13 protein-coding genes are annotated in these 17,936 nt (G+C 60.0%); 8 read left to right on the top strand and 5 right to left on the bottom strand.

The genetic code is table 11. The features are described 5' to 3' along the window. Positions 1-68: 68 nt before the first annotated feature. The 6 genes from tig (at position 69) to C4J87_RS15480 (ending at position 8,617) form a co-directional block, all read left to right on the top strand. Entirely contained in the window at positions 69-1,379 is a 1,311-nt protein-coding gene (gene tig / locus C4J87_RS15505) for a trigger factor (protein WP_124363387.1), read from the top strand. Between the two features lie 91 nt (positions 1,380-1,470). Beyond that, entirely contained in the window at positions 1,471-2,106 is a 636-nt protein-coding gene (gene clpP / locus C4J87_RS15500; protein WP_003174822.1) for an ATP-dependent Clp endopeptidase proteolytic subunit ClpP, read from the top strand. Positions 2,107-2,218: 112 nt separating this feature from the next. After that, the gene (gene clpX / locus C4J87_RS15495) at positions 2,219-3,502 is read left to right on the top strand and encodes an ATP-dependent Clp protease ATP-binding subunit ClpX (protein ID WP_010209414.1); all 1,284 of its coding nucleotides are present in this window, start codon (positions 2,219-2,221) and stop codon (positions 3,500-3,502) included. A gap of 190 nt (positions 3,503-3,692) precedes the next feature. After that, complete coding sequence (gene lon, locus C4J87_RS15490; protein ID WP_124367501.1) at positions 3,693-6,089, top strand: endopeptidase La; 2,397 nt, start codon at positions 3,693-3,695, stop codon at positions 6,087-6,089. 149 nt (positions 6,090-6,238) lie between these two features. After that, positions 6,239-6,511 carry an HU family DNA-binding protein gene (locus C4J87_RS15485; RefSeq protein WP_003174819.1) on the top strand — a complete coding sequence of 91 codons (273 nt, stop codon included), beginning with the start codon at positions 6,239-6,241 and terminating at the stop codon, positions 6,509-6,511. A 231-nt stretch (positions 6,512-6,742) separates the two neighbouring features. Then, positions 6,743-8,617, top strand: coding sequence for a SurA N-terminal domain-containing protein (locus tag C4J87_RS15480; protein ID WP_124367500.1), 1,875 nt, complete (start codon positions 6,743-6,745; stop codon positions 8,615-8,617). Positions 8,618-8,698: 81 nt separating this feature from the next. Here the strand turns inward: C4J87_RS15480 and nhaA are convergent, their stop codons facing one another. Then, positions 8,699-10,042, bottom strand: coding sequence for a Na+/H+ antiporter NhaA (nhaA, locus tag C4J87_RS15475; protein ID WP_124367499.1), 1,344 nt, complete (start codon positions 10,040-10,042; stop codon positions 8,699-8,701). Between the two features lie 233 nt (positions 10,043-10,275). On the opposite strand from nhaA, the gene C4J87_RS15470 reads away from it, so the two are divergent. Further along, on the top strand, positions 10,276-11,100 hold the full coding sequence (locus C4J87_RS15470) for a DUF2242 domain-containing protein (protein ID WP_124363379.1): 825 nt from the start codon (positions 10,276-10,278) through the stop codon (positions 11,098-11,100). Position 11,101: 1 nt separating this feature from the next. On the opposite strand, the gene aceE is transcribed toward C4J87_RS15470, so the two are convergent. After that, the gene (gene aceE / locus C4J87_RS15465; RefSeq protein ID WP_124367498.1) at positions 11,102-13,762 is read right to left on the bottom strand and encodes a pyruvate dehydrogenase (acetyl-transferring), homodimeric type; all 2,661 of its coding nucleotides are present in this window, start codon (positions 13,760-13,762) and stop codon (positions 11,102-11,104) included. A 144-nt stretch (positions 13,763-13,906) separates the two neighbouring features. Here aceE and C4J87_RS15460 point away from each other — a divergent pair, with 144 nt between their 5' ends. Next, positions 13,907-14,377: a MarR family winged helix-turn-helix transcriptional regulator gene (locus C4J87_RS15460; RefSeq protein WP_124367497.1), complete on the top strand. Its 471-nt coding sequence runs from the start codon at positions 13,907-13,909 to the stop codon at positions 14,375-14,377. Positions 14,378-14,404: 27 nt separating this feature from the next. Here C4J87_RS15460 and C4J87_RS15455 read toward each other — a convergent pair whose 3' ends face one another. From C4J87_RS15455 to C4J87_RS15445, 3 genes are all read right to left on the bottom strand, one after another. Beyond that, entirely contained in the window at positions 14,405-15,412 is a 1,008-nt protein-coding gene (locus C4J87_RS15455; RefSeq protein ID WP_124367496.1) for a pyruvate dehydrogenase, read from the bottom strand. A 332-nt stretch (positions 15,413-15,744) separates the two neighbouring features. Continuing rightward, entirely contained in the window at positions 15,745-16,779 is a 1,035-nt protein-coding gene (locus C4J87_RS15450) for an AraC family transcriptional regulator (RefSeq protein ID WP_124367495.1), read from the bottom strand. Positions 16,780-16,783: 4 nt separating this feature from the next. Beyond that, entirely contained in the window at positions 16,784-17,914 is a 1,131-nt protein-coding gene (locus C4J87_RS15445) for a carbon-nitrogen hydrolase family protein (RefSeq protein WP_124367494.1), read from the bottom strand. Between the last annotated feature and the right edge of the window lie 22 nt (positions 17,915-17,936).

Genomic DNA, 17,936 nt, shown 5'->3' with positions numbered 1-17,936 from the left:
CACTAGAATGCATGCCCTTGATTGGGGTCGGAAATGGCCGGCTAATGTCTGTGCAACGAGGAATATCCATGCAAGTTTCTGTTGAAAATACTACTGCTCTCGAGCGCCGCCTGAGCATCACCGTGCCGGCAGAGCGTATCGAGACTGCGGTCAACAAGCGTCTGCAGCAGACTGCCCAAAAGGCCAAGATCGCTGGTTTCCGTCCAGGCAAAGTGCCGATGAGCGAAATCAAGCGTCGTTTTGGTGCCGATGCGCGCCAGGAAGCTGTAGGTGACGTGATCCAGGCTTCCTTCTACGAAGCCGTTGTCGAGCAAAAGCTGAACCCGGCTGGCTCGCCTTCGATCGAGCCCAAGTCCCTGGAAGCCGGCAAGGACCTGGAATACGTAGCCGTATTCGAAGTGTTCCCGGAATTCGAAGTAGCGGGCTTCGACGGTATCGCTATCGAGCGCCTGAGCGCCGAAGTGGCTGATTCGGACCTGGACAACATGCTCGAAATCCTGCGCAAGCAGAACACCCGTTTCGAAGTGGTCGAGCGTGCCGCCCAGAACGAAGACCAACTGAACATCGATTTCGTTGGCAAGGTCGACGGCGAAGTATTCGCTGGTGGCTCCGCCAAGGGCACTCAGCTGGTGCTGGGTTCCAACCGCATGATCCCTGGCTTCGAAGACGGCCTGGTTGGCGCCAAGGCCGGCGAAGAACGCGTTCTGAACCTGGAATTCCCTGCTGACTACCAGAACCTGGACCTGGCCGGCAAAGCCGCCGAGTTCACCGTGACCGTCAACAGCGTTTCCGAGCCTAAGCTGCCAGAGCTGAACGAAGAGTTCTTCGCGCAATTCGGCATCAAGGAAACCGGTATCGAAGGCTTCCGCACCGAAGTTCGCAAGAACATGGAGCGTGAGCTGCGTCAGGCGATCAAGTCCAAGGTCAAGAACCAGGTCATGGACGGTCTGCTGGCCGCCAACCCGATCGAAGTGCCAAAGGCCCTGCTGTCCAACGAAGTGGATCGCCTGCGCGTACAAGCGGTTCAGCAGTTTGGTGGCAACATCAAGCCTGACCAACTGCCGGCCGAGCTGTTCGAAGAGCAAGCCAAGCGCCGCGTCGTGCTGGGCCTGATCGTGGCTGAAGTGGTCAAGCAGTTCGACCTCAAGCCAGACGAAGACCGTGTTCGCGAAATGATCCAGGAAATGGCGTCGGCCTACCAGGAACCTGAGCAGGTCGTGTCCTGGTACTACAAGAACGACCAGCAGCTGAACGAAGTACGTTCGGTTGTGCTGGAAGAACAAGTTGTGGATACTGTTCTGCAGAAGGCTAAGGTGACCGATAAAGCGGTCTCTTACGAAGAAGCAGTCAAACCGGCGGAAGCAGCACAAGCCGACTGATTGTCCAACTCGTTGGAAATTCAACCATAAGCCAGCCTCGCGCTGGCTTATGCGTTTTCAAGACATGACTATTTGGGAGTAACTGCAGAGCATGTTCCGTAATTCCTATATTCAGCAGAACTCTGATATCCAGGCCGCTGGCGGCCTGGTCCCGATGGTTGTCGAGCAGTCCGCTCGTGGTGAACGCGCCTACGACATCTACTCGCGCCTGCTCAAGGAGCGAGTGATCTTTCTGGTTGGCCCGGTAGAGGACTACATGGCCAACCTGATCTGTGCGCAACTGCTGTTCCTTGAAGCGGAAAATCCGGACAAGGACATCCATCTCTACATCAACTCGCCGGGCGGTTCGGTGACTGCGGGCATGTCGATCTATGACACCATGCAGTTCATCAAGCCGAACGTGTCGACTACCTGCATTGGCCAGGCCTGCAGCATGGGTGCATTCCTGCTGACCGCCGGCGCCGAGGGCAAGCGTTACTGCCTGCCGAACTCACGCGTGATGATTCACCAGCCACTGGGCGGTTTCCAGGGCCAGGCATCGGACATCGAAATCCATGCCAAGGAAATCCTCTTCATTCGTGAGCGCCTCAACACGCTGATGGCCAAGCACAGCGGGCACACACTTGAAGAAATCGAGCGTGATACCAACCGTGACAACTTCATGAGCGCTGAAGCCGCCCGTGAGTACGGGTTGATCGACGCAGTGATCGAAAAGCGCCCCGCTTAATATAAGCCGCTCAAAATAGGGCTGGTCGGCATGTCCGACCACTGGCGGGCTTGAAAAAGCCCGCATAAGCCTTCATCTTGTGTTGCAAGCCTATCGGATTTGGATCGAACGAATGACTGACACCCGCAACGGCGAGGACAACGGCAAGCTGCTCTATTGCTCCTTCTGTGGCAAAAGCCAGCATGAAGTACGCAAATTGATTGCCGGCCCCTCGGTGTTTATCTGCGACGAATGCGTCGACCTGTGCAATGACATCATCCGCGAGGAGGTGCAGGAAGCCCAGGCCGAGAGCAGTGCGCACAAACTCCCATCGCCTAAAGAAATCAGCGGCATCCTTGACCAGTACGTAATTGGTCAGGAGCGTGCAAAGAAGGTTCTGGCCGTAGCGGTGTACAACCACTACAAGCGCTTGAACCAGCGTGACAAGAAAGGCGACGAAGTCGAACTCGGCAAGAGTAACATCCTGCTGATCGGCCCTACAGGCTCGGGTAAAACCCTGCTTGCGGAAACCCTCGCTCGTCTGCTGAACGTTCCGTTCACCATCGCCGACGCCACCACCCTCACCGAGGCTGGCTACGTGGGTGAAGATGTCGAGAACATCATTCAGAAACTGCTGCAGAAGTGCGACTACGACGTAGAGAAGGCCCAGATGGGTATTGTCTACATCGACGAAATCGACAAGATCTCGCGCAAGTCGGACAACCCGTCCATCACTCGGGATGTTTCCGGTGAAGGCGTGCAGCAAGCACTGTTGAAGCTGATCGAAGGCACGGTCGCTTCGGTACCGCCCCAGGGCGGCCGTAAGCACCCGCAGCAGGAATTCCTGCAGGTCGATACGCGTAACATCCTGTTTATCTGTGGCGGTGCGTTCTCCGGGCTGGAAAAGGTTATTCAGCAGCGTTCCACCCGTGGCGGCATCGGTTTCAGCGCGGAAGTGCGTAGCAAGGAAGAAGGCAAAAAGGTAGGCGAGTCCCTGCGTGAAGTCGAACCTGACGATCTGGTCAAGTTCGGCCTGATCCCGGAATTCGTCGGTCGTCTGCCGGTCCTGGCGACGTTGGACGAGCTGGATGAGGCGGCTTTGATTCAGATCCTCACCGAGCCGAAAAACGCCCTGACCAAGCAATATGCCAAGCTGTTCGAGATGGAAGGTGTGGACCTCGAGTTCCGTACCGACGCGCTCAAATCAGTGGCCAAGCGGGCATTGGAGCGCAAGACCGGTGCACGTGGTCTGCGTTCGATCCTCGAAGGCGTGTTGCTCGACACCATGTACGAAATCCCCTCGCAGTCCGAGGTGAGCAAGGTGGTGATCGACGAAAGCGTTATCGAAGGCAAGTCCAAGCCACTGTATATCTACGAAAACAGTGAGCCGGCTGCCAAGGCTGCACCTGACGCGTAAGCGTCTTTGCAGTGGCGGTACAAGCAAGGGGCCTTTCGGGGCCCCTTGTTTTTTTCGGGTGTTTTTGCGGGGTGGTAGATTAAATCGCGTTTATTCATGCGTTTAAGTGCTGGCATTGCGCTTGTTTTTTTTGCATGCAACCCCCATCTTGGTTTCAAGCTTATTTTTCAACTGTCATAGAGGCGAAATCATGAAGACAACCATCGAATTGCCTCTCCTGCCGTTGCGTGATGTCGTCGTCTATCCGCACATGGTTATCCCGCTGTTCGTGGGGCGCGAGAAGTCTATCGAAGCCCTCGAGGCCGCGATGACGGGCGACAAGCAGATCCTGCTGTTGGCCCAGAAGAATCCTGCTGATGATGATCCAGGCGAAGACGCCCTGTATCGGGTCGGCACCGTTGCGACTGTCCTGCAATTGCTCAAGCTGCCTGACGGTACCGTCAAGGTACTCGTGGAAGGCGAGCAGCGCGGCGCGGTAGAGCGTTTCATGGAGGTGGATGGCCACCTGCGCGCCGAAGTGGCGCTGATCGACGAAGTCGAAGCCCCTGAGCGTGAATCCGAAGTGTTTGTGCGCAGCCTGCTTTCGCAGTTCGAGCAGTATGTGCAACTGGGCAAGAAAGTCCCGGCTGAAGTCCTCTCGTCGCTCAACAGCATCGATGAGCCAAGTCGCCTGGTCGACACCATGGCTGCGCACATGGCGCTGAAGATCGAGCAGAAGCAGGACATTCTCGAAATCATCGATCTGTCGGCCCGTGTCGAGCATGTGCTGGCGCTGCTGGATGGCGAAATCGACCTGCTGCAGGTTGAGAAGCGCATCCGCGGCCGCGTGAAGAAACAAATGGAGCGCAGCCAGCGCGAGTACTACCTGAATGAGCAGATGAAGGCCATTCAGAAAGAACTCGGCGACGGTGAGGAAGGCCACAACGAAATCGAAGAGCTGAAAAAGCGTATCGATGCCGCTGGCCTGCCGAAAGACGCGCTGACCAAGGCCACGGCCGAGCTGAACAAGCTCAAGCAAATGTCGCCGATGTCGGCCGAAGCCACTGTGGTTCGTTCCTACATCGATTGGCTGGTGCAGGTGCCGTGGAAGGCTCAGACCAAGGTACGCCTGGACCTGACCCGCGCCGAAGAAATCCTCGATGCCGACCACTACGGCCTTGAAGAGGTCAAGGAGCGTATCCTTGAATACCTCGCGGTACAAAAGCGCGTGAAGAAAATTCGCGGCCCGGTGTTGTGCCTGGTCGGTCCGCCTGGGGTGGGTAAAACTTCGCTGGCCGAGTCGATTGCCAGTGCGACCAACCGCAAGTTCGTGCGCATGGCCCTCGGCGGCGTGCGTGACGAAGCGGAAATCCGTGGCCATCGCCGGACTTACATCGGTTCGATGCCAGGAAGATTGATTCAAAAGATGACAAAAGTGGGCGTGCGCAACCCGCTGTTCCTGCTCGATGAAATCGACAAGATGGGCAGCGACATGCGTGGCGATCCGGCGTCGGCGTTGCTTGAGGTGCTCGATCCCGAGCAGAACCACAATTTCAACGACCATTACCTGGAAGTCGACTACGACCTGTCTGACGTCATGTTCCTGTGCACCTCCAACTCCATGAACATTCCGCCAGCCTTGCTGGATCGGATGGAGGTGATTCGTCTGCCGGGTTACACCGAAGACGAGAAGATCAACATCGCCGTCAAATACCTCGCGCCCAAGCAGACTGCGGCCAACGGCCTGAAGAAAGGCGAGATCGAATTTGACGTCGAAGCGATCCGTGACATCGTGCGCTATTACACCCGCGAGGCCGGTGTACGGGGCCTTGAGCGTCAGATCGCGAAAATCTGCCGCAAGGCGGTCAAGGAACATTCCTTGGAGAAACGCTTCTCTGTGAAGGTGACGGCCGACGCGCTGGAGCATTTCCTGGGTGTGCGTAAATTCCGCTACGGCCTGGCCGAGCAGCAGGACCAGGTAGGGCAGGTGACTGGCCTGGCATGGACCCAGGTGGGCGGCGAGTTGCTGACCATCGAAGCTGCCGTGATCCCGGGCAAGGGCCAGTTGATCAAGACCGGCTCTCTCGGCGATGTGATGGTCGAATCGATCACCGCCGCGCAGACCGTGGTGCGCAGTCGCGCCAGGAGCCTGGGTATTCCCCTGGACTTCCACGAGAAGCACGACACCCATATCCACATGCCGGAAGGCGCGACGCCGAAGGACGGCCCGAGCGCCGGCGTAGGCATGTGCACGGCGCTGGTGTCGGCATTGACCGGTATTCCGGTGCGCGCCGATGTGGCGATGACCGGGGAAATTACCCTGCGCGGCCAGGTATTGGCCATCGGTGGGCTGAAAGAGAAATTACTCGCTGCACACCGGGGTGGAATCAAGACCGTGATCATTCCTGAAGAGAATGTTCGCGACTTGAAGGAAATTCCTGACAATATCAAGCAGGATCTTCAGATTAAACCGGTTAAATGGATTGACGAAGTCCTGCAAATTGCGCTGCAATACGCGCCGGAGCCCTTGCCGGATGTGGCTCCGGAGATTGTCGCGAAGGACGAAAAGCGCGAGTCGGATTCCAAGGAAAGAATTAGCACGCATTAAGGTGTTGAAGCCTGGGGGGCTTCCTTGACAGCTTTTTAGAGCCCTTGTTATAAAGCGGCTCTTAAGTGTCTGTAGGCCATTCAGCACTGGTTTTTGCTTTTTACCAAAAAACTTAGAATCATACTCATAGATATATAAGGGGACTTAGAGTGAACAAGTCGGAACTGATTGATGCTATCGCTGCATCCGCTGATATCCCGAAAGCTGCTGCCGGCCGTGCGCTGGACGCAGTAATCGAATCCGTCACTGGCGCTCTGAAGGCCGGCGACTCCGTGGTACTGGTAGGCTTCGGTACTTTCTCTGTGACTGACCGCCCAGCTCGCACTGGCCGTAACCCACAGACCGGCAAAGCACTGCAAATCGCTGCTGCCAAGAAACCAGGTTTCAAAGCCGGTAAAGCCCTGAAAGAAGCCGTTAACTAAGCTTCGATCAAGCCTTTGCTTACCCGGGTCGGACGCAGGTCTGGCCTGGCAGCGGAGCGGTAGCTGACCCACGTATCCATTGGGTCGCCACGCCGGGGGTCAGAGTTAAAACCCCCGTCCGCTCCGCCAGTTACGAGAAGGCGCATCCTCGGATGCGCCTTTCTTCTATCCGGATTCTACCCACGCTCCACGGTTGCCTATTTTTGATGTTCAACCGTTTCTGGGGGACGCATGCTGCAAAATATCAGGGACAATTCACAAGGCTGGATTGCCAAGACCATTATCGGGATCATCGTCGCATTGATGGCGTTCACCGGTATCGAGGCTATTTTCCAGGCTTCGGGTAATAACAAGCAGGACGTGGCCAAGGTCAACGGTGAGGAAATCACCCAGACCGAATTGAGCCAGGCCGTCGATATGCAAAGGCGCCAGCTGATGCAACAACTGGGCAAGGATTTCGATGCTTCCCTGTTGGACGAAAAACTGCTGCGCGACGCGGCCCTCAAGGGCCTGATCGATCGCAAGCTGCTGCTGCAAGGCGCTGCTGATGCCAAGTTCGGTTTCTCGGAAGCGGCCTTGGACCAGGTGATCCTGCAGACGCCGGAGTTCCAGGTGGACGGCAAGTTCAACGCCGAACGCTTTGACCAGGTGGTGCGCCAACTGGGCTATACCCGCCTGCAATTCCGTCAGATGCTGACCCAGGAAATGCTGATCGGCCAGGTTCGCGCAGGCATCGCTGGCAGTGGTTTCGTGACCGATGCCGAGGTGCTGGCATTTGCCCGTCTGGAAAAACAGACCCGCGATTTCGCCACCGTCAACGTTAAAGCTGACCCGGCAGCGGTGAAACTCACCGATGACGAAGTCAAGGCGTACTACGACCAGCACGCCAAGGAGTTCATGACCCCGGACCAGGTGGTCATCGACTACCTGGAGCTGAAGAAGTCGTCGTTCTTCGACCAGGTTACCGTCAAGGACGATGAACTTCAGGCTGCCTACGAGAAAGAAACCGCCAACCTCGCTGAACAGCGTCGTGCTGCGCACATTCTGATCGAGGTCAACGACAAGGTCACCGAGGCGCAAGCCAAGGCCAAGATCGAAGACATCCAGGCGCGCCTGGCCAAGGGCGAGCAGTTTGAAGCCCTGGCCAAGGAGTTTTCCCAGGATCCGGGTTCGGCCAGCAATGGCGGCGATCTCGGGTTTGCCGGTCCTGGCGTCTACGATCCAGACTTCGAGACGGCGCTGTACGGCCTCAAGCAGGACCAGGTGTCGGTGCCGGTGCGCACGTCCTTCGGTTGGCACTTGATCAAGCTGCTGGGCGTTGAAGCACCCGAGGTGCCATCGTTCGCCAGCCTGAAAGACAAGCTGACCCGCGAACTCAAGACCCAGCAGGTTGAACAGCGGTTTGTCGAAGCTACCAAGCAATTGGAAGATGCGGCGTTCGAAGCGTCCGACCTGGCCCAGCCGGCGTCCGATCTGAAGCTGACGGTACACACTTCCGCGCCGTTCGGCCGTGAAGGTGGCGAAGGCGTCGCGGCCAACCGTGCCGTGGTCACCGCAGCGTTCAGCCCGGAAGTGCTGGATGAGGGTGCCAACAGCAGCGCCATTGAGCTCGACCCGGAAACCATCATCGTGCTGCGCGCCAAAGAGCACCTCAAGCCTGCCCAGATTCCGCTGGAAAAGGTTGCCACGGCGATTCGCGCACAGATGACCAAGGAGCGTGCGAGCGCTGCCGCCAAAGCCCATGCCGACGAGCTGATCGCCGGCCTGCGTGATGGCAAGATCGCCCTGAGCCAGCCGATTGACGGCCAGGCCTGGAAGGTGACTGAAGCCGCTACCCGTGGCCAGGAAGCTGTCGACCCTGCCGTGCTGCAAGCGCTGTTCCGCATGCCCAAGCCTGCGGGCAAGGACAAGCCGAGCTTCACCACTGTCAGCCTGCGCGATGGCAGCCAGGTGATCGTGCGCTTGAATGGCGTCAACGAAGCTGCTTCGCCTACGGACGAAGAAAAGGCGCAATACCGCCGCGCCCTCGCTTCGCGTATTGGCCAGCAGGATTTTGCGGCCTACCGCAAGCAGCTGGAAACCCAGGCAGACATCAAGAAGTTCTGATGCCGGCTTGAATGAAAAGACCCCGTCCTGAAAAGGCCGGGGTCTTTTTTTGCGCGCGTTAAAGCCCGCGACGCTTCGTTCTCAAGTCCGCTTGCCCGAGAACTTGAGCTTGCCCCAGCTCAGGCCGATGACCGCCGCCAGGGTCGAGGCCGTCAATACGCTCAGCTTGGCCGCCGCCAGCAAAGCCGGGTCGGAGAACGCCAGGGAGGAGATGAAGATCGACATTGTGAAACCAATCCCCGCCAGCAGACCCACCAGGCCCACACCCGTCCAGGTAACGCCGTCCGGCAGCTTGCAGAGGTTGAGCTTGACCAGCGTGAAGCTTGCCAGCATCACGCCAATGGGTTTGCCCAGCACCAGGGCGAAGATGACGCCCATGAACACACCCTGGGGCAGGGGATCGTCCAGGTTGAAGCCGCTCAAGCTGACACCCGCGTTGGCCAGGGCAAACAACGGCATCACGCCGAACGCCACCCATGGATGCAGCGCCGATTGGACCCGCTGCACTGGCGGTAATATTTCCCGCTGTGCTTCGCGCAATTGCTTCAACGGCTGGGTAACGTGCCCTGGGCCTTCAGGCGACTGGGAAAAGCGCTCCATCAATTCGTTGAGCGTGCGGCCTATGGTGTCCAGCGGGCGTTCGGTGGTGGGCTTGGAGTTGACGGGCGTCATCAGCCCCAGGATCACGCCGGCGAGCGTCGGGTGAACGCCGGTCTTGAGCAGGCCGAACCACACAATCGCCCCAGGCAACAGGTAGATCGCGGCCTTGCCGATGCCCATGCGCTGGAAAACCAGCACCAGCGCCAGCCCGGCGACAGCAATCACCAGCCCCATATAATCGAGACTGGCAGTGAAGAAAACGGCAATGATCAGGATCGCCACGATGTCATCGATAATCGCCAGGGCCAGCAGCAAAATACGCACGCCGCTGGGGATCGACTTACCCAACAGTGCCAGCACGCCGACGGCAAAGGCGATGTCCGTCGCGGTTGGCACGGCCCAGCCACTGGCAGCGGCGGTGCCGTGGTTGAGCAGGGTGTAAATGAGCGCCGGCATCAGTACGCCGCCCAGCGCAGCGCCCAATGGCAGCGTGGCCAGCTTGAGGTTGGCGAGCGCGCCGTCCTTGATTTCCTGACGGATCTCGGCGCCCACCACCAGGAAGAAGATGGTCATCAGGCCATCGTTGACCAGAAAATGCAGGGAGCGCGACACACTGTAGTCGCCCAACCCAAGGGTGACCGGTGTGTTCCAGAAGTGCTCATAGGTTGCGGCAGCCGGGCTGTTGGCCCAAATCAATGCGACGATGGCAGCCAGCAGCAGGACAATGCCGCTGACGGCTTCAATCCGTGAAAAGCGCTCGAGGGCCGACAGTGCGCCCTCGGTCAAACGCTGAGGGCGAGGGATGGCGGGGTGTTTATCAGGCACGACAGATCTCCATTGGCGGCCCGACCAACGCTTATCCTTTAACCTGCGCTGTACCGTATGCAGCAGCGCACCCAGGGCGATAATAGGAAGTTGGGGAATAAGTTGTAAACAAACTTGTCATAGTCAGCGGCGCCGGTCTCAAAAGCCTGTGACGTTTTACCGACAGGAATGCGCGCGCCAACGCCTCGTTCTGTTGCACAATACCGCCCGGACTGTTTTTCTCAGGATTTTCGATGTCGACATCATTTCACTTGCGAAACCTAGGGTTGGCGCTGGTGCTGGCGGGCGCGGCGGGTTGCTCGTCGCCCAAGACCGCTATTTACGAACATGAGAATTTCGACGATTCCGGTACGTTTTCCCGCGATTACCCGGTGAGCGATGTGGCGGCCTGTGAAGCCGCGCGCCGTGCCCTGCTGAGCCAGGGCTATATCATCACCAGCAGCGACCCGAAGCTGGTGGCCGGTAACAAGAGTTTCCAGCAGACCGGCGAAAGCCACCTGCAGATCAGCTTCAACGTGGTGTGTGCCGCGGATGGCAAAGGCAGCAATCATTCGACGATGTTTGCCAACGCCTTGCAGGACCGCTATGCCCTGAAGAAGGTCAACAATTCCGCAAGCCTCGGGGTAGGGGTTTTGGGTTCGGTGTCGATGCCGATCGGCTCCACCGATGACTCGATGGTCAAGGTGGCGAGCGAGACCGTTTCGGCGCCCAAGTTCTATGAGCGTTACTTTGCGTTGGTGGATGTGTTCCTGCCCCAGGAAGTGAAGCAGGCTGCGCACATCCCCGAGAAGCCCAAGGATGAGCTTGGCATGCCTGAACCCAAGGCCGCACCGGCCGCCGAGAAGGTCGAGGCGCCCCAGGAGACACCGGCAACGCCTGCCGCTGCGCAACCGCTCGCACCGCCAGCCGAAGCCGCACCGATCGCGCCGAGCGTAGCGCCGGAGCCCGTACCGGACACCGCACCGGCCCCGGCAGCAGAACCCGCGCCGGCGCCGACCAACCCGAACCTGCCAGCGCCGACGGAGGCGATTCCACCCCTGCCAACGCCTGCGCAGTGACTCACACCGCTACGGGGTCTGCCTTGTCGGCATTGATCCCGTAGCGGCTGATGGCCTCCACGACTTTGTCACGGCCTATCACGCCGTCATCTGCCAGTGCCTTCAGCGCCGCCAGCACGATGAAGTGTCGATCCACTTCAAAAAACTCCCGCAACGCTTCCCGCGTATCCGACTGCCCGAAACCATCGGTTCCCAACGCCACGAAGCGGCGGTTGTGTACGAAAGGGCGGATCTGGTCTGCGAATAATTTCATGTAGTCCGTTGCCACCACCACCGGCCCGGTTTGACCGACGAGGCACTGTTCCACGTAGCTCAGGCGTGGCTCGCCCTCCGGATGCAGCAGGTTCCAGCGCTCCGTTGCGTGCCCGTCACGGCGCAGCTCAGTCAGGCTGGTGGCGCTCCATACGTCACTGTGCACGGCAAAATCCTGTTCAAGCAGGGCCGCTGCGGCGATCACTTCGCGCAAAATCGAACCGCTGCCCATCAATTGCACCTGTGCGTCGGGGTGTGTGCTCAATGGATACAGACCCTTGAGGATGCCATCCTCCACGCCTTCGGGGATCGCCGGGTGCGGGTAGTTTTCGTTGAGCAGGGTGATGTAGTAGTAAATGTCTTCTTGCTCGACATACATACGGCGCATGCCCTCGCGAATGATCACCGCCAGCTCGTAGGCAAAGGTCGGATCATAGGCCACGCAGCACGGAATCACTGACGCCAGGATATGGCTGTGCCCGTCGTCATGTTGCAAACCTTCGCCCATCAGGGTGGTGCGACCGGCCGTGGCCCCCAGCAGAAAACCACGGGCCCGCGCATCCCCGGCCGCCCAGGCCAGGTCGCCGACGCGCTGGAAGCCGAACATCGAATAGAAGATATAGAAAGGCACGGTCATCAGGCCGTGGTTGCTGTAGGACGTACTCGCCGCGATCCACGAGGAAATGGCACCCGATTCATTCAGGCCTTCCTGCATGATCTGTCCGTCCTTGCTCTCCTTGTAGTAGCTCAGTTGCCCAGCGTCCTGCGGGGTGTACAGCTGGCCGACGGCGGAGTGGATGCCGATCTGCCGGAACAGGCTTTCCATGCCGAAGGTGCGTGACTCATCCGGCACGATGGGGACGATCAGCTTGCTCAGATGTGGGTCCTTGAGCAGCGTGCCGAGGATGCGCACGAACGCCATGGTGGTGGAAATCGCACGCTCGCCGGTGTCCTTGAGCTGGGTAGCGAAGGCGGACAGCGGCGGGATCGTCAACGGCGCGACGCTGCTGTGCCGAGCGGGCACATAGCCGCCCAAGGCCTGGCGTCGGGCGGCAAAGTAGCGGGCTTCGGCACTGTCGGCGGCGGGTTTGAGATAGGGGATTTCGTCGAGCTGGTCATCGGCCACTTCCAGCCCGAAGCGGTCGCGGAAGGCTTTCACCGCGTCCGCCCCCATCTTCTTCAATTGATGGTTGATGTTCTGGCCTTCGCCAGCTTCGCCCATGCCAAAGCCTTTTACGGTCTTGGCCAGGATCACCGTGGGCTGGCCCTTGTGCCGCACGGCGGCGGCGTAGGCGTTGTAGACCTTGTCCGGGTCATGCCCGCCCCGTGAGAGTTTCCAGATATCGTCGTCGGACATATCTGCAACCAGCGCCAGCAACTCCGGGTATTTGCCGAAGAAATGTTCGCGTACGTAGGCGCCATTCTGGGATTTGTAATTCTGGTAGTCGCCGTCCACGCATTCCATCATGCGTTGGCGCAGCAGGCCGCTGTGGTCCTTTTCCAGCAGCGCATCCCAGCCACCGCCCCAGATTACCTTGATCACATTCCAGCCGGCGGCGCGGTACAGGCTTTCGAACTCCTGGATCACCTTGGCATTACCGCGCACCGGGCCGTCCAGGCGCTGCAGGTTGCAATTGACGACAAAGATCAGGTTGTCGAGTTTTTCACGGCCCGCGACGGAGATGGCGGCCAGGGATTCCGGCTGGTCCATTTCGCCATCGCCCAGGAACGCCCATACCTTGCGCCCCTGGTGTGGCTTGAGGTCGCGAAACTCCAGGTAACGCATAAAACGCGCCTGGTACGCGGCAGTGATCGGCCCGAGCCCCATGGACACCGTAGGGAATTGCCAGAAGTCCGGCATCAGCCGTGGGTGAGGGTATGACGACAGGCCTTCCCCGCCGGCCTCGCGGCGAAAGTTATCCAGTTGGGCTTCGTTGATACGGCCTTCCAGATATGCGCGGCCATAGACGCCAGGGGAGGAATGGCCCTGGATGTACACCAGGTCGCCGTCGAAGGTGTCGGTTCGGCCACGGAAGAAATGGTCGAAGCCTACGTCGTACAGCACTGCGGCTGACGCATAGGTCGCAATATGCCCACCCACGCCGGAGTGTTTGCCTGCACGCAAAACCATCGCCATGGCATTCCAGCGGATAAATGCGTTGGTCCGGCGTTCGATGTCCAGATTGCCGGGGTAGGGCAGCTGGCGATCGACGGCAATGGTATTCACGTAAGGGGTAGTCACCCGTCCGTAAAAGTCACCGTGGCGCGCGACGTCGAAATCCAGCAACTGATCGATCAGGTAATGGGCGCGGGGGCGGCCTTCGGCCGACAGCACCGATTCGATGGAGTCCAGCCACTCGCGGGTTTCCTGCGGATCGTTGTCCAGGGACGCGGCGTTATTCGGGTTCATATGAGGCTCCAGGGTAAGCGGATTCCAGGCGGTGAACGCCTTGTGGGCGTGGCGTAATATGATTGCAATTGCAACGACATGACGGAATTTAGCCCGGGATGAGCTACTATTGCAACCTTCTTGAAATTCCCCGGATGGTGTTGCATGTCGTCGAAAGAGCCTGATGTATGGTTCCGTTTTGTCAGGGCTCACAGGACGGTCATCCGTGAAATCGAGCGCCGGTTGGCCGAGGCGCAACTGCCGCCGTACGCCTGGTACGACGCGCTGTGGGGACTGGAGAGCGGTCCTGAGGGCACTCGCCGTATGCATGAACTGGCCGATGTACTGGCCATCGAGCGTTACAACCTCACGCGTCTGGTCGACCGCCTGGAAAAAGATGGCCTGGTGGTGCGCTCGCGCTCCGACGGTGATGGCCGGGCGGCGTTTGCCTCGATCACCGAGGCGGGCCGCACCCTGCGCAAAAAAATGTGGAAAATCTACGAGAGCACTGTGGACGAGCTGTTCCTGTCGCAGATCGCGCCTGAGCATCGCCAGGCCTTTGCCGATGCGCTGGAGCGTACGGCAGGGTTGGCGATGGGTGCCGCTGTGCAAACCCGTGGCCGGCGCAAAACCTGATGAAGTGAGAAAGAGGCTGTATTCCCGTCATTTCAAGTGATAGCGCTGCAGGGCGTTTTCCACACTTTGTGTGTCCAGATGCCCCTCATCGGCCAACGCTTTGAGCGCCAACACCGCAATCCAATACCGGTTCGGTGCGGCTGCCTGCACCGAGCCTGCGCCCAGCGCCACGAAGCGCGTATCCACATGCGCCGCCAACTGATCGACAACCGCCTGTGGGTAGCCGGTGACGGCAACCACCGGGGCCCGGCTCCCCGCCAGGCAGTCGCGCAGATGGCAGCTGCGCCTGGGCGCGCGCGGATGCAGGCGGTTCCAGCGCTCAGCGGCCGCCGCCTCGCGGGCCAACCGGGTGTAACTGGGGCAACTCCAGACGTGCGCCGCGATGCCCCATTCATCTTCCAGCAACTGCGCCGCGTGTATCACCTCCTCCAGTGCCCGGCCGGCACCGAGCAGGCGCACTGCCGCCCCTGCGCCCGGTCGCCGCACGGAGTACATGCCCTTGACCATGCCTTCACGGTCCAGCGCCTGCGGTGCGATGGCGCTTTCTTGGTCATGCAACGCCAGGTAATAAAACCCCGGCGAGCCATCGACGTATAACGTGCGCAACCCCGCCAGCACGATCGCCTGTGCTTCTTCGCCTGAGGCGGGGTCGTAGGGCGTGCAGCGTGGATTGGCCGACAGCCACAATGGCAACGACGGCTGCGCGCCCTTCGGCCAAGGCGATGGCTGGGTTTCGCTGTCGTTGCACAAGATGCCGCGCTGGGCGGTCTGGTCTGACAATGCGCACAGCTGCGCGGACGACGTCACGCTGTGCAGGTAGAGCAGCGGTTTTTCGCCGGTGTTGCGCGCAAACCAGGTGGGCCAATTGCCCACACGCCGGCTACGTGACTGCCCGCGAATCACCCAGGCTTGGCGGCTCGATTCCAAGGTGTTGGCCATGGTCATGACCGTGTACAGCGGCGAGTTGCGCGCGTGCGCGCAGGGGGTGAGTGCGTCGATGCACAATTGCGCTGCATTCGCGGTAGAGGCGGGCATGGGCGTGGCTCCTGACAACAGAGGGCCTACCCTAATGGAATTCGACTTGTAATTGCAATTGCAATGATTGCAATTGCGCGCCAGCGCTGATCTGCTAAATCTGTCCGCCGCCGACGCGTTTAATCTTCGAGTGCAGGAACGTCATGGCACAGACATTTTTTCGTCATGACGGCACTTTAGGCTGATCGTGCAGGTCATTAACCGTGCGGCCGCTTTTAACTCAACAAGGAGTCCCCCATGGACGATTACCAGGAAGAACTATTGGAGTACCAGGCATTCGAATTCGACCCGCTGGACCCGGTCGACGATGCCACCGAGCTGTAAGCCCGACTTCAGGCGGAATGCCGCTGACTGCGGCGAAATTCCCCTGGGGTCTGGTTGTTCCAGCGCCTGAAGGCGCGTTGGAAGGCTTGGGCTGAGGCGAAACCGAGCAAGTAGGCGATCTCGCCGAAAGCCAGTTCCGTATCGCGAATGTAGGTCATGGCCAGGTCGCGGCGGGTGTCGTTGAGAATCGCGCGGAACTGGGTGCCCTCGTCGGTCAGTTTGCGGCGCAGTGTCCAGGTGGGCAGCTTCAAACGTGCCGCCACTTCTTCCAGGTCGGGTTCCCGGCCGCCATTGAGCATCGGCCCGAGCAACCGGGTAATGCGCTCGCGCAGGCTGCGGGTGCGCGTCAGCTGCTCCAGTTCCCGTTCACACAGTTGCAGCAACAGCTGCCAGGTACTCGGGCAGTGGTGCGGGTTGCGCAGGGCCAGGGTAGGTTGGCTGAGGCGCAGTTGATTGTTCTCGGCACCGAACTGCAGCGGTGCGGCCCCCAGCACGTCATACCGCTCACTGTACTCGGGAGCTTCGAACTCGATTTCGATGCGCTGGGCCTGCACCCTTTGTTGCGCCAGGCTCGACAGTTGATGCAGCCAGCCGGCGATGATCGAGTCCACCACAAAGCGGTTATAGGCGTTGTAGGGGCTGATCGAATAGAACCGCAGCCAGGCGCCTTCGGCGTCCTCATGAAAACTCGATTGCCCACGGTAGTTGGAGCCATACAAGGGTTCGAAACGCGTCAGCGTACGCGCGGCTTCGCGCACAGTCGGTGCCTGGGCCGCGGTGACACCGGCGAGTCCGGCCTGGCTCAGGCGGCTGAGCTGGCCCATGCGCAGGCCCAGCCCCGCATCGCCGGTCAGTTGGATGGCCGCATGGCCCAGGCGCATATAGCGCGGTATCGACAAACGCGCGCCCGCTTCGGCCAGGCGGGCGGGGTCCAGGCCGTATTGCAGCAGCAGCGGTTGCGGGTCCAAGCCGTGGCTGTGCACGGCATCGGCCAGGGTGTGCACGAAGCCCACCGACAAATCCCCCAGGCGCACCGGCTTCACGCGCTTACAGCCAAATATTCAGCAGGCGCGCACCACGGGCATCGCCATCGGCGAACAGTTGCCCGTTGCGGCTGAGGAAGCTTTGCCCGGCGCTGCCCAGGTCCCAGAACTGCCCACGCAAAAACACGCTCATGCCCGCCGTGGCTTGGCTGATCGGTGGCTGGCTGATCAGAGTCAGGCGGCGCCAGGCTTCGCCCTCGCTGGTTTCTTCGGGTTTGAGGCTGACTTCCGACGGCGTCGACACGCTCTTGAAGCCGCGCCACGGGCGGTCCCAGGTGTCGCGCCCGGTCACGTAGGCCGGCACCGCAACCAATTGGGCGCCTTGATCGTTGAGCTTGCGGTAGTTATCCGGGTACCAGCTGTCGCTGCCGATCAGGATGCCCAGGCGCCCGGCCGGGGTGTCGACCACGCTGACGATGTTTTCATCGCCCGGCTCGATAAAGCCGCGTTCGTCGTAGATCGGATACAGCTGACGTTGCGGCTGGCCCAGGGGCAAACCGTCGGCGGCAAACACCAGGCTGACGTTGTACAGCGCGCCGTGCCCGACCTGCAGTTGCCCCAGGCTGACACTCGGGTTGGGCAGGGCGATGGAGCCGGCCACCAGGGTCACGCCGAACTCCTTGGCCAAGCCGCCAAACAGCACTTGGTAATCGCGCGCCATGCCCGGCGCTTTCATGCGCAAATACGCATCGTCCATGCGGTTCTCGCCGGTGGCGCTGATCCAGGCGCGCATGAACTGCACCGGGTTGCTGATCGACAACCAGTTCATCGCGTCCCTGAGATGAGGCGCCTGGTACAACTCGTTTTTCTCGCCGCCCAGCATCAGCCAGGTGCCGATGTGCTCGGGCAGCACCACGATGGTCTTGTTGTTGATCAAGCCCAGCTCACGGGCCTTTTGCAGATAGGCCGAGAGCTTCAAGTGCAGGCGTTCCAGGCTCTGGTAGTCGGCAGGGAACAGCTCCGGCTGGATGCCCAGCAGGTTGCCACGCTCGGCCGGCTGGCCTTCGTTGACGGCGAGGGTGATGCGCAGGTCTGACAGGTAATGCCCCACGGGGCGCTCCTGGGTCCAGACCAGATACGCGGCAAGGGCGGCAACCAGGGCCATGGAGACGGTGAACACGAGTAATTTACGCATGGGGCAACAGACAACACACCGG

The organism is Pseudomonas sp. R1-43-08 (assembly GCF_003852255.1).
Taxonomy (GTDB): domain Bacteria; phylum Pseudomonadota; class Gammaproteobacteria; order Pseudomonadales; family Pseudomonadaceae; genus Aquipseudomonas.
This window is presented reverse-complemented; position numbering and strand designations above follow the sequence as displayed.